Here is a 13,415-nt window from a genome sequence, read left to right as displayed (position 1 = left end):
CATGCTCGCGCCGAGCGCGGTTGCATTTATGCAACATATACCTTACGCGCGAGTGCGCATCCATAGCGGAGCGTTTTTTGTTTAATAGGAAATTCGGAGGAATTTCCTCGTATTATATGATCATACCCTTTCTTTACCTCTTCTATAGGTATAGGGTATGCTGTTGAAGATGCTGTGGATTGGTTGGAATTTCCTACCGCATAGACGGTTATCGATAGGCTCCGACCACAGCCTCTTTGTCAAAAGTGTTAATCAGTTAGATACCGCATGACGGTTTATATAGAACGAGGTTACATCGGCAGAGAGTCTTGTGGATCAACAGCAGCATCAAATACTGTTTAAGGAGGATCATGTGTATGATCTATGTTGGTATTGACGTTGCAAAGGATAAGCATGATTGCTGTATCCTGGGTTCTGATGGCGAAGTTCTATTCTCACCATTTACTATCCAGAATTCGTTACAGGGATTTGACGAGTTGTACGATAAGATTTGCTCATTAAGCTCAGACTCTTCAGAAATAAAAGTAGGTCTAGAGGCTACCGGGCATTATCATATGAATCTCCTACGCTCGCTCCTTGATAACGGCCTGGCCAGCTATGTTATCAATCCGCTACATACAAATCTTTTCAGAAAAGGTCAGAGCCTTAGAAAGACGAAAACGGATAAAGTCGATGCATCTTCGATTGCTATGATGTTATTGACCGATAAGACACTCAAGCCCTACTCGGACTCATCATACCACAACGAAGAATTAAAGTCTCTCACTAGATATCGTTTCAACAAAGTTTCTGAACGTTCTAGGTTAAAAGTCTCTATATCCAGGCTTGTAAGCATTCTTTTTCCAGAGTTAGAAAAGCTAGTGCCTACCCTTCATATTTCTTCCGTCTATGCTTTATTATCTGAATATCCGGGAGCATCATATATTGCATCAGCTAATCTAACTCATCTAAAACATCTTCTAAGTAAATCATCAAAAGGCCATTATGGACGAGATATGGCAATTGCTATAAGAGATGCCGCAACTTCATCTATTGGTACCATCATACCTGCTAAATCCATGGAACTAAAGCATACAATCCGTCTAGCCGAAGTCTTAACCGAAGAGATTGATGAAATAGAAGCCACCATCAATTCAGTCATGAAAACGCTAGAATCACCAATAACTTCAATCCCAGGTATTAACACTCGTATGGGGGCTATGATTCTTGCAGAAATAGGTGACTTTTCACGCTTTGAAAATGCCGACCAAATCTTAGCTTATGCAGGTCTTTCTCCGTCAACATATCAATCAGGGCAATTGACTGCCTCATACTCACATATGGAGAAACGCGGATCGCGTTATCTGCGGTATGCATTGTTTAATGCTACACGCTTTGTCTGCTTATGGGACCCTACTTTTAGAGCATATCTTGCCAAAAAGAGAGCTGAAGGTAAACACTACAATGTAGCTATCTCCCATGCCTGCAAAAAGCTAGTCAGAACCATTTATAGAATGCAATTAACTGGAGAACCTTACCACAAAGCATAATGCTATTAATATCCCTCATTCTATTTGAGCACCCATAAGGATGCTCTATTTGTCATGCAATTTTCAAGGTACTGATTATTAAACAAACCTCTTCGTTTTAACTTGACATTTAATAGTTAGTCTATTAAACAAAAAAAGGTCCCAGGCACCCGGTGCCCGACACCTCTTAATTCAATGGAGCATACGGGACTTGAACCCGTGACCTCCACACTGCCAGTGTGGCGCGCTCCCAACTGCGCCAATACCCCAAAGGTCTAACCACGTATTCTATTATCTCCATAATACGCGGTCCTGTCAACTCTAAGCGGCAGGAAAAAATTGGGGTCAGACCCCAATTGTCACCGACCAAATTTAATCATAATTACGATTATCAAAATAGCGATAACCAGCGCAATACCAATGCCAATCGCAATCCTGGTCCTTCCGGCCCTGCTGATAACCGCGCCCTGCAGCCCTTCCGTGTCATCCGGCGTGATATCCTCGCCGCGGTAGGCCGTTGGATTCACCTTCCGCATCCTCTTAGCCACTTTTACCAGAAAACCGAACAGCTCCATATGCGCGTCAAGAAGCTTAATCACCGACTCCGGCGCGTTATTCAGCTCCAGCGCATCGATCACCGCCGTTGGACTCTCGCCGATCAGCTCCAATATCAGCTCGTGATTCGTGACAAAATCCGCGATCCCCAGCATTCCGGTGTCAAAACCGTTTTCCGCCAGAATCTCCCTGGTGGAAGCCACCATACTGGGCTTTTCCTCCTTGTACCGCAGGATAAATGCCAGTAGCTGCGCCGCCGCATCCGAGTACTTCTCATCGGAAAAAAGGCTGATGATTCCCTCCGTGTCCTTGTTGTTGGCGTTGACGATGAGATTTCCCAGCATCAAAGCCACAACCTCACGAGAGCCCATGTCAATGGACCTGACAAAGCTGTTGAGCATCACGTCCAGATCCGCCATTCTGTGGTCCTGCCCCTTTGGCGCCTGCCAGATGGAGACATTGTTATCCTCGTCAAAAAAGAGTATGGCGTTGGCGCAGTGGTTTTCCCCAAAGCCCAGCCTTCCGTAGTTGGTGCCCAGGTAGTACTGCCTTTTGCCCACATCGTTCAACAGAATATTCACAAAATCGCTCTCGGCGTTGATATTCAGGATCTTGCCTTCGTTACGCCTTATCTCATCCGAATATTTTTTTATAAATTCATCGGAAAAACCCTGGCCGTCAAAAGAGATACAATTTGTCACCGTATCGTCAACAATTGCGATATACTTCGCCTTGTTTCCGCCCTTGGAATGGCCCGAAACCGTGATCACATCGTAGGAAGAAAGGTCCAGCGAACGGTACCAGTTCAGGGCATTTTCCTGAAAAGCGGTTGGCAGCTTAAACAGCCCTTCAACGTTGTCGATCCACTCTGCGCTGCTCTCGGTTCCTTTAAAAACAATCAGCGCCTCATTTGCTGTCGGGTCATAGAAAAAAACGCTTTTTCCCCCGCCGTTCTCCGGACTCTCATTGTGAACCTCCATAACAATAAGCCCGCTAAGATGAGGACTACGCCTTATTGCCTCGAGAATCTGCTTGTACTCCGCGCCGGTCACCCCGTCGCTGTACTCCCGCTTGTCGTCTATCTTGTCATAATTCTCAAAGACGCCCTTAACATATTCACCTACTGTCTTGTGCTGATTCCTCTCCGAAACAAAGGACCCCTCCGGCCCTCCGAGATTATCGATATACAGTAGATTATTAACCAGAACTATTTCCGAATTCAAAAAGCTTGTATTCATATATGAGCCCCCAACCTTCTCATATATATCTTAACACATGTTGCCGTTAAATCGTCAACTTATACACCAATCTCATAAAAGGCATCCTTGAGTTTCTCGGAGATATCTGCCTGTCTTAACCAGATGCCAAAGGTAGCCTTGTCAAGATGCAGCATTTTGTCATAGATGACATCCTTGGTCTCGGTGTTCATCCAGGCTCTCTCAAGGATCCTGAAGCCCTGCTCCATGTAATCGTTGGATAAAAGCTCCACTCCTTCGATCTCCACAGTGACATCTCCGGATACATCCACTTCTCCAACTTCCACGATAGTGGCGCCTGCGTTCTTGTCAAACTCATAGCCTTCGGCCACGGCTCCGAGGAGCTTTAGCTTGTAGCTTCGCTTAGTAGGAATGAGCCTTCCTTCTCCTTTTGCCGCAGAGATGGTGAAGGTGATCCTATGGCCTTCGGCATCGTAGCGGGTAGCAAACTGTGTCTCAACATATTCGCCCCGGCGGTAGTTCATGCTGCAGCCGTCGTCCTCATACAATGTATAGGAACCGTCTGCGCCGGCACCGACCAGGATGCAGAGCTTAGAAGGATTGTCCGTGCCATTTTGACACTCACCCTCCGTAAGAGGCACAATTCCACCGGCCTTCAGAAGTACCGGCAGCTCTGACAGCTCCCTGTAGAACTTCCTGACCTTAGGTCCTTCATAAATATATCCGTTAAAAATGTCATACCATCTGCCCTTCGGTATATATCCCCTACTGCAGGCCAGCTTAAGCTCTCTGTCCTCGGGCTCGGTGATTGCGCATACCAGGAGACTGTCGCCAAATCCATACTGGTTCAGCACGTTGTAGCTCTCCGCCTCCCCGGAATAGTCATAGTACATGGGCCTTATCAGGGGCTTACTCTCCGCATATCCCCTGTGATTCTCCGTATACAGATATGGGATCATCCTGTGCCTTAATACCATGAATTTCTTCACGATAGATCTGTAGGGCTCCTCCAGGTTCCAGGGCTCCTTGTTAAAAAAGGCACTGCTGCTGGAATGGATCCTCATAACCGGCGAGAAAACTCCGTACTGTATCCAGCGAACCAGCCTCTCCAGATCCTTATCCCCCAGCATATGTCCGCCAATGTCATGGCTCCACATGCCGTAACCGATATTTGAAGCCGTGGAAGTGAAATAGGGCTGGAAATTCAGCGACTTCCAGGTGGCATGGGAATCTCCCGAAAATCCCACAGGATATCTGTGGCTTCCCACTCCCGCATATCGGGAAAAGATCATGGGACGAAGATTTCTTTTTTCCTGATCCTCGTAATGATAATGGTTAAGAAGCAGCAGCGGGTCAACGTCGGAAGCCTTTTTGCCGGTGCCCTGCTGCCAGTCGATCCACCAGAAATCAACGCCGTCCTTCTCATAGGGATGCATCACACACTTGAAATAAGCATCCCTGAAGGCCTTATCCCCAAAATCAAACTCCGCAGGGGCCTTACTCTTGCTGTCAATTCCCAGCTCCTTAGCAATATCCCCGTACATGTCCTCGAAGGCCCTGATGCCGTCCGCAGGGTGAAGATTCAGCGTAACCGCCAGCTTATTCTCATGGAGCCTTCGCAAAAAGCGCTTATAATCAGGGAACATATCCTTGTTCCAGGTATATCCCGTCCAGCCGGTGCCGTACTTGGGATCCACCTCCGTCACATGCCAGTCCATGTCGATAACCGCCACCGACAGCGGAATTCCTTCTTCGGCAAAAGAGTCCACCACCTTCATATAGCTCTCTTCCGTATATTTATAATATCTGCTCCACCAGTTACCGAGGGCATACCTGGGCACCATGGGCATATTGCCGCAGAGTCTGCAGAAATCCCGAAGTCCTGCGTAGTAATCTTTTCCATAGCCAAAAAAGTATATGTCGATGTGGTCTTCCAAAGCTCCCACGAACTCGCCGTTTTCAAGGACCGGAGTCTTGCTGTCGTCAATAACAGCGTAGCCGTCCCTTCCAAAGATTCCGTCCTCAAGCCTTATGCGGCCGTCCACATCATCAAGAGTCCTTGCGGTGCCTCCAAGGTTGGTCCAAAAGCCGTAGGAATCGCCATAGTTCCACTTTTTCCCTGTGCTCCTTACTTCGATGGAGAGACCGAAGGGGCTGAAGGGCTTCTTGTCATAGGTAAGAAGAAGCTCACCGGTATCCACCTGCAGCAGGCCTTCTTCGTCTCTCAGACTGTAAGTCTCCTCCTTTTCCCAAAAGCTCCTGTCTACAACCGCAAAGGTCGGTCTGTCCTCGAAGGAGCCGCTCTCACTGTATTCAAGCCTTATAATCCTGTCAGTCAGGACCGAAATCCTGTATTTATTTCCAGTAATCATACCAATATCCTCAGTTTGTTTAAACTCATGTAATTGCATCCCATATTTTTGCCTGTCTGCTCTTGTTCATATTCATGAAGCCCGCAGATAATACGCCTTATCCCTTGACGGATCCGGACAGTCCCTCAACATAGAACCTCTGCAGCCAGATAAACAGGATAACGATGGGCAGTGCCACGATCACCGCTCCTGCAGCAAACTGCGTATAGTAGGTGTCTATTCTCTTGAAGTCCGTGAGCCAGTACAAGCCCACAGCAACTGTGTAGGAGCTCTGCTTGTCGCCAAAGAGCATGCTGGGGAAAATGTAATCCGACCAGGTGGCCAGAAAGCTTCCCAGCACTGTGTACACGATAATGGACTTGGCCAGAGGCAAAGTCACATGAATGAAAATCTGCAGTCTTGAAGCACCATCAATTATCGCCGCCTCATCGATGGCCTTGGGGATTGTGTCAAAAAAGCCTTTGCTCACATGATATCCCATGGCTGCCCCTGCAGCTCCCACCACGATCAGAGCCATCAGCGACTGGTTAAGGCCGATGCCCTTAAGGATATTATAAACCGCGATCAGGGACATGAAGCCGGGGAACATGCCGATTATCATCAGAATGTTCATGAAGGCTTTTCTTCCCGCGAATCTGGTGCGGCTCAGCACATAGCTGGTGGCAAGGATTATCAGTGTGTTTATGACGCAGCTGCAGGCAGCTACGATCAGAGTGTTAAGCCACCATTTTGCAAAGGGAAGAACGCTCTGATTGGTAAAAAGGTTCTTGAAGTTATCAAGGGTAAAGCCCTTGGGAATAAAATATCCCACATAATAGCCCTGCTCCGCTCTGAAGGCCGTAAGCACGATCCAGAGAATGGGAAAGAGCCAGATGACTCCGAGAATCGTAAGTGCAATGTAACCAACGTTGGTCTTGGTAACCTTCATAACCAGCACCAGCGCCGCAAAAGAGCTTACGAAGGCAAGCCAGTAGCCTGCTCCCAGGTCTTTGTTCAGGAAGTTGTCGGTTATCCCCGCTTCCTTCAGCATCATCCTGGTGGAGAACATCAATAGTCCCAGGAAGATCAGTGACAGTGCCTGAGCAGCCTGCCAGATACAGGCCAGAGGCTTACTCATTTTTACCATTCCTATAAGGGAAAGGGCTGCGGAAACTGCCGTGAATATGGCAGCTCCCACAAGCAACCAGATAAAAGCTGTGGACTCACTTCCTGACAATAGTTGTACTATCGCTCCGGGGATACTTTTTTTCTCCCCGGAAACATGTATATATGGTAGGGTCAGAGCAACCGCCGCAACAAGGGAAGCTGCCACCGCCTTTAAATGGTTCTTGAGATTAAGTCCGATGACTGTTTTGTGTGTGACACTCATTATTGGAATCCCTCCTCATTTTTCATAGCATTGGATCTGGAGAAAGATACCAGGGTAAAAATAGCGGAGATGACAAAGATGATGATTCCTATGGTCGCCGCCAGGTTATAGTCGTTGCTGTCCTTGGTGAGCTTGTAAAGCCAGGTCACCAGAAGGTCCGTTTTGCCCGCGCCCTTGTAATAATCAAGGGTAAGAGGCTCACCCCCCGTCAGGAAATAGATGGGGTTAAAGTTGTTGAAGTTGCTGATCAGGTTGGAAATGATGTAGGGGGTCGTCACGAACCACATATAGGGGAAGGTGATCTTGCGGAACATGGTGAAAGGTCCCGCCCCGTCTATCTTGGCGCTCTCGTAGAGCTCTCCGGGAATGTTCATAAGGATTCCGCTTACCATCAGCATTGTCACGGGCACACCGATCCAGAAATTCACCAGGATTACGCTGACTCTTGCCCAGGTTATGTTGGATAAGAAGGGCAGAGCGTGGTCCGTAAAGCCCCACTGCTGCAGAAGGACATTGAAGATTCCTCTTTCTCCCAGCATGGTTGAAACCACACGAAGTGAAATAAATGCCGGGATTGCCATGGTTATTACAAAAATGGTGCGCCAGAATTTTTTATGTTTGATTCCCTTGGAATTAATTATCATAGCCAGTATCATCCCGCCGAAGTAGCAGGAAAAGGTGGCGGCAAAGCCCCAGATAAGGGTCCAGCCCAGCACAGGCCAGAAGGTTGCTGCTAACCTGTCACCTCCGGAAAGGAGGGTAAAAAAGTTCTTTAAGCCCACCCAGGTAAAGAGATTTCCCGGGGGCTGGTGATCCTGGTCGTAGTTGGTAAAAGCCATAAGGATCATGTAGATAAGAGGCATTACCGTAAATATGGAAAGACCAAGGACCGGAACTGACAAAAATAAGAAGTGAATGTTCTCATTGGCAAGACTCTTTATATCTTCGAGAAAAGTGTTGGGGCGTCTCCCCAGCTCTTTTGCCTGCCTTGCCGCTTCTCCCGAGTAGACACTAAAGAGAAGGAGAGCCAGGAAAAATCCGGTGATAACAAGGGTCACAACGCCGCTTAAAAGGATCAGCATGGAGTTGTCGCCCTGAGAAACTTCGTAAATACCGAGACTTTCGTTGAAGGTCATGCCCTGGGTGCTGGTGCCGAGAGTGCGCATCATAGCCAGGTTGTGGCCTCCGGTGAGTATCATGAACACAAGGTAGAGTGCTTCAAGGGCCATGAAGATAAGGCCCTTGAGTACCTGCCCGTTTCTGATATTGGAAAGCCCGAAAAGTATGTATGAAAGTTTGGAGAATATATCGCCTTTGGTAAATGTCGTTAGTATATTCCTTTTAGTGGTTGCTGCTTTCATTTGTATTTCCTCAACTGCTTTTTATATCGTAGTGAAACTTGTGGATCTGATTGGTTTTAGCGGTTTATGTCGCTTTTTGATTGCGGTCTTTGGTTCGGTGATTCTGTAGCGAATTGACATAGGTCACCCTATATCAGAAGGTCTCGCTGGTGATGCTGTCTACCAGAGCATCAAGCTGGCTCTGAAGGTTGTCCCTTGTTACCTCTTTGTTGTAGATACCTACGCCAAGGGCCTTCATGGGATCCCAGTAGTCTCCCATCTGAGGGATGCTGGGCTGATTGGTAGCAAAAGCTGCCTGGCTTCCGAGAGCGCTGGCCACGAAGTCTGCTTTTACAGCATCGCTTTCAGCAAGGGATAAAAGAACGGGAACGTCGCCCTGCTTCTCATATCTTGTGAGGCAGCTCTCACTGCTTGCCATGTATACTGCCAGCTGCTGTGCAGCAAGAGGATACTGGGTGTTGGACTTAACAGTGATTGTCTTGAAATCTACGAAGTTGGAGAGCTGTACGTCTTTTCCTCCGATGTTGGCTGTGGGAAGGGCAACTGCGCCAACCTTGTCGCCAAGTGCCTCTCTGAACTCGGGTGCGCTCCAGGCTCCGCTGGTAACGGCTCCGAGCTTGCCCTCCTTGAAGGCGCTTCCGCCTACGCCGTCGGCATCCTCAAGATACTTGCTGTTGGCTGCAAGATCGATCATGTACTCGCCTGCTGCAAAGCCGTTGGCATCATTGAAGCTGCAGTCTGCTGCATTTTGTCCGTCTGCTCCGAAAAGTGTGCAGCCGTTGCCAAGGAAGAACATCTCTGCATACCAGGAGTTGGTGAGCTGTGTGCTGAAGTTCCACATGCCATCGCCAAGGTCCTTGGCCATCATAACGTCAAGGCTCTTAACCTCTTCCTCTGTGAAAAGGTCCTTGTTGTAATACATGAAGAAGGTGTTGGGTGAAAAAGGAACCGCATAGGTAAGACCATCTACTGTTACAGCGTTGATGGCGCTCTCAGGAAGGTCTGCCTTGAGCTGGTCGATGTCCTTGGTTATGGGAAGGAGAAGTCCCTTGCCTACAAGGTCTCCTACGCCGCCGCTGGGTGTGTAAAAGATGTCTGCTGCTGTGTCAGCATCTGTCTCCAGAGCCTGAGGTGCCTCGTCAATTCCTACTACTGCGATCTCGTAGGTTATATTGAACTCTGCATGTGCTTCGTCAAAGTTTTTTACCATCTGATCTGTGATGTCCACCTCTTCCTCAGGAACCCAGATCTTCAAGGTTACGTCCTGAGTCTCGGTTGCTGCCGGCTGGGTGGTGTCGGTATTGTTGGTTGTGTTAGCAGTGTTGGTTGTGTTTGCAGTGTTGGTTGTGTTTGCGGCAGTGCCTGCTTCACTGCCGCAGCCTGTAAGCGCTGTGATACCCATAGCTGCTGAGAGTGCTAAGGCCCCTATTTTTTTGAATTCCATAATAAAAATCCTCCTTTGAAACAAATTGCGTTAATCGGTTTACCATGACTATATTCATTGTCGGTATATCGGTCAATATGTTGGGAGGATTTTCCATTATTTAGATAAATATTATTGAATTGAAGGGGAAAATGAGATTAAAATTTTAGAAACTTTTGATAAGGCCTTGGTAAACTGTTTACCATGATCATTCCCTGAGGTTTCTTACGGACTGTCTCTCCACAATTCGAAGGGGCTGACGCTCGTCCGCGGTTATGGTCTTGCCGCTCTCGATCATCCGGAACAGGTAGTCTCCGGCCTTTTTAACCTTCCACTCAAAGTCCTGGGCCACGGATGTGAGCTTTGGCGTCATCAGCTCGCAGTCCGGCAGGTTATCAAAACCTATCACCGACATGTCGTAGGGCACACGGATTCCGCACTGCTTAAGGCCCTCGATAACTCCAAAGGCCACAATATCGGACATGCAGGCTACAGCGGTGTAATCGCTGCTCTTAAAGGCCAGGTCCTGCCCCACCTGCACTGCACTGTTATAGGTTGACTGTGAATAATAGATATTTCCTTTTTTGAAGGGAATTCCTGCTTCTCTGCAGGCATCTGAAAAGCCCCTGTATCGCTCCTTGATAACACCCTCTGAGGTTATCTCCGGTGTCACCAGCGCAAGCTTGTCGTGGCCCTTTCCAATAAGATATCTGGCGGACAGATAGCCGCCTCTGTAGTCTTCGATTCCGACGTTAACGATCTTTTCATCAGGAGCATAGGTGTCGAGAAATACCACCGGCATATCGATGAGCTCCCTGATCTCCCTGACTTCATCCTTGTAGATACCAAGAAATACGGCGCCGTCCACATTCCAGGAGGACAGCATCGTTACTATGTCCCTGGGGTCGCCGACACACCGGAGCATCAGATAATAATCTTTTCCCCGGATGTATTTCTCCAAAGATGCAAGAATATGGGCATTATAGGGATTGGCAAAAAAGTCCTCATCCGGAGCCATATAGGGCACCACCACTCCAATGAGTCTGCTCTCTTTCCTGGCCAGAGACCTGGCTATAACGTTGGGCTTATACCCCGTAGCCTTAATGATCTCCTCAACCTTCTGCCTGGTCGCCTGAGAAACCTTGCCATAATTGCCGTTTAAAACATTGGAAACAGTGGCCGTACTGACGCCGGCCTGCTGTGCGATCATCTTGATATTCACGATTTATCTCCTATACTCGTTAGTAAACCGATTAACTTTACCCTAACTATACATAGGAGGTAATACACTGTCAAGAGCAGGTGCTCTAAAATTGGGGTCTGACCCCAATTCACACTTTAGACACAATTATCATTTTCTCACCCCCAGATATTTCCTGGTCCCGCGCCCTTTCACAAATAAAATTGGGGTCAGACCCCAATTTTTCTCACACTAAACTTCCTCGCAAAAGTATACTTTTTTCCGTTTAAGCCACTCAATCGCTTCACCCTCAGACTCAAATCTTCGCCCTGCAGCCTCACCGAAAGCCTCAAGATCAGTAATCTTCGCCATAATAACCGGCTTCTCGGGCAACACCTCTCCCTTATCCATGGCCCGGAACTCATCTTCCTTCCGCATCCGCCTTATGTAATCCTCATCCCTGACACAGTAAACATCATAACGCTCACGTATTTGCTCATAATCGGCAATTCGGTTAACCGCAAAATCGCAGATAGTCTCAAATCCCATCCAGGAATAAATAGCCTCATCCACGGGCATAAGGAAAACAAAAGGAACTTTCTCTTTTGCCAGAATCTCAAATGTCCTGTCAAAAACTCGTCTCATCTGCCCTTCATGGCGCCGCAAAGCGGTGGTTGCAACAGCCACAACATAGTAGCTTTTAACCACCGTGCCGCAGAGATTCACGCTGTAGGGATTAAGATGAAGCATCGACACAACCTCGCCGCCATCACCGCTTTCGCTGCCTTTGCCGCCCTCGATGCTGACTACCATTCGATTTTTCCCGCAAACATCTTCGTAATAATAATCAACAAATTCCTTCGGATCGTCAAAAGCCTCCTCGTACAGCTTTCTGGTCTTCTGCTTTCCCGCTATATCTTTTTCCGCAATTTCAACTATCATGCCGTCTTCTCACTCACTCTGAATTTTCTCGCATATCCCACGGGATTGTAGCTCTCTTTTGCCCGGCGAAGGCCCTCGATTCCCATGTCGTCCTCACGGTTCACCAGCTGCGCCTCGGGGTAGGAATTAAGAAGGAACTGCTGATTGATGACCTGATAGATCCCGGGAATCTCGGAGTTGCCCTTCTCAATGCTGACAACCACCATTTTTTCCCTGGCGTTGTAGGATCCGATGGTAAAAGCCTCCATCTTCTCATCGATAAAAATGGCTCCGATCCTGAAGGTAACCTTGTCGCAATTACGTAAAATATCTGTGACACCTTCCTTTTCCAGTAGCAGTGTTTCCCTGCTTTCCACGCCGTCTGCGAGGCGCTGCTCCACCCATTTACTCATGAACTCTTCAAGAAAAAATTCATCTACGCAGCAAAGAGTCTTATACTCCCATCTGCCTTCATATTCCTTCATAAATTTGTTCACGAGATTACGCTTCTTCTGGAACTTTTTTCCCGGAAGCTCTCTAAGCTCCCCGGCGTCGTAGAGATAATCCTTAAGGTCACTTTCCTCCGCCACCTCGTACTCCGCAGAATCGCACAGGCCAAGAATCCGGAGCGCCTCCTCATCCGCCAGATCAATCCGTAGCGGACTTGCAAGTTCCCGGTGAAAAAAATCTCTGAGCATCTCGAAATACTTCGGAAGCTCCTCTTTACTGCAATATGGCATGGCAGCAAAATAGCCCTTCTCATCCTTCATAAGAAGCAGCGCTGCCCCATCTTCATGATAAACCGCAGTGTTATACATGTTTTTCCAGATATATGTATCAAGAACCGTACTATCACAGGTCCTGTTGTCTCTAAGTGCATATGTCTTTGCCAGCTCCGCCGCCTCCTCAAAGGTAGGCGCATGGAATTCAAGCTTTTTATCCATAATAATTATCCTCTTTCATAAATTTAATTGCGCACAATTTAAAAATATAACATCCACCCATTCTTGTCAAGCAAAACATCCCCATACGCTAAATCGTTCGCAAAAAATTGGGGTCTGACCCCAATTTTATCACCTACCGCCCACAAAGCCAGTAACCACCGCATTTTCTAATTTCACAATTGTGTCCTTTCTGTGAATTGGGGTCTGACCCCAATCTTTTACCCGTTGACCGCTGCCCTCACCTGGCGTATAGTCGATAAATAAAGCCACATCAGATAGTGTCAAATGATCTATGAAAAAACTGAGTAGAAAAAATAGGCTCAGATGAACCTTGGAAATTGCAGATATATAGGTTGAGGTAGCCGGACGCCACCCTTGACAGCACAAAAAATAACTGCTGACGGTTAATCACCGACGGCGAAGAACTCAAGAACAATCAGATTTTCTCCGTCGTTTGCAGCAGTGTAGCAGTTATTTTTTGTGCCATCAAGGGCAAGCCGCTAAAGCGGTGGCTAGGTTAATACCTCGGGCTCAGAATCTAAGAACAATCAGCTGGCAGCCTGAA

Annotated in this window: 9 protein-coding genes and 1 tRNA gene; 1 reads left to right on the top strand and 9 read right to left on the bottom strand. The window is 47.7% G+C overall.

Annotation, left to right across the window (positions count from 1 at the left end; all coding sequences use genetic code 11):
- The first annotated feature begins 356 nt into the window (after positions 1-356).
- The gene (locus G588_RS0117045; protein ID WP_022779910.1) at positions 357-1,529 is read left to right on the top strand and encodes an IS110 family transposase; all 1,173 of its coding nucleotides are present in this window, start codon (positions 357-359) and stop codon (positions 1,527-1,529) included.
- Positions 1,530-1,704: 175 nt separating this feature from the next.
- Here the strand turns inward: G588_RS0117045 and G588_RS0117040 are convergent.
- The 9 genes from G588_RS0117040 to G588_RS0117000 all read right to left on the bottom strand — a co-directional run bounded on the left by G588_RS0117040 (position 1,705) and on the right by G588_RS0117000 (position 12,850).
- Positions 1,705-1,777: transfer RNA gene (locus G588_RS0117040), tRNA-Ala, on the bottom strand.
- Positions 1,778-1,867: 90 nt separating this feature from the next.
- Positions 1,868-3,301: an Mbeg1-like protein gene (locus G588_RS0117035; protein ID WP_022779909.1), complete on the bottom strand. Its 1,434-nt coding sequence runs from the start codon at positions 3,299-3,301 to the stop codon at positions 1,868-1,870.
- 59 nt (positions 3,302-3,360) lie between these two features.
- A complete protein-coding gene (locus G588_RS20800) occupies positions 3,361-5,652 on the bottom strand; it encodes a glycoside hydrolase family 31 protein (protein ID WP_022779908.1) in 2,292 nt (763 codons plus the stop codon).
- A 97-nt stretch (positions 5,653-5,749) separates the two neighbouring features.
- Positions 5,750-7,021, bottom strand: coding sequence for a sugar ABC transporter permease (locus G588_RS0117025; protein ID WP_022779907.1), 1,272 nt, complete (start codon positions 7,019-7,021; stop codon positions 5,750-5,752).
- Entirely contained in the window at positions 7,021-8,382 is a 1,362-nt protein-coding gene (locus G588_RS0117020) for a carbohydrate ABC transporter permease (protein ID WP_022779906.1), read from the bottom strand. The genes G588_RS0117025 and G588_RS0117020 overlap by 1 nt, the downstream gene beginning before the upstream one ends.
- 133 nt (positions 8,383-8,515) lie before the next feature.
- Positions 8,516-9,826, bottom strand: coding sequence for an extracellular solute-binding protein (locus G588_RS0117015; protein ID WP_022779905.1), 1,311 nt, complete (start codon positions 9,824-9,826; stop codon positions 8,516-8,518).
- Between the two features lie 187 nt (positions 9,827-10,013).
- A complete protein-coding gene (locus G588_RS0117010) occupies positions 10,014-11,027 on the bottom strand; it encodes a LacI family DNA-binding transcriptional regulator (RefSeq protein ID WP_022779904.1) in 1,014 nt (337 codons plus the stop codon).
- Positions 11,028-11,237: 210 nt separating this feature from the next.
- Entirely contained in the window at positions 11,238-11,927 is a 690-nt protein-coding gene (locus G588_RS0117005) for a GNAT family N-acetyltransferase (RefSeq protein WP_022779903.1), read from the bottom strand.
- Entirely contained in the window at positions 11,924-12,850 is a 927-nt protein-coding gene (locus tag G588_RS0117000; RefSeq protein WP_022779902.1) for a DUF2156 domain-containing protein, read from the bottom strand. Before G588_RS0117000 ends, G588_RS0117005 begins: the two co-directional genes overlap by 4 nt.
- Positions 12,851-13,415: the final 565 nt, after the last annotated feature.

This window comes from Butyrivibrio sp. AE3009, assembly GCF_000420845.1.
In the GTDB taxonomy this organism is placed as follows: domain Bacteria; phylum Bacillota; class Clostridia; order Lachnospirales; family Lachnospiraceae; genus Butyrivibrio.
This window is presented reverse-complemented; position numbering and strand designations above follow the sequence as displayed.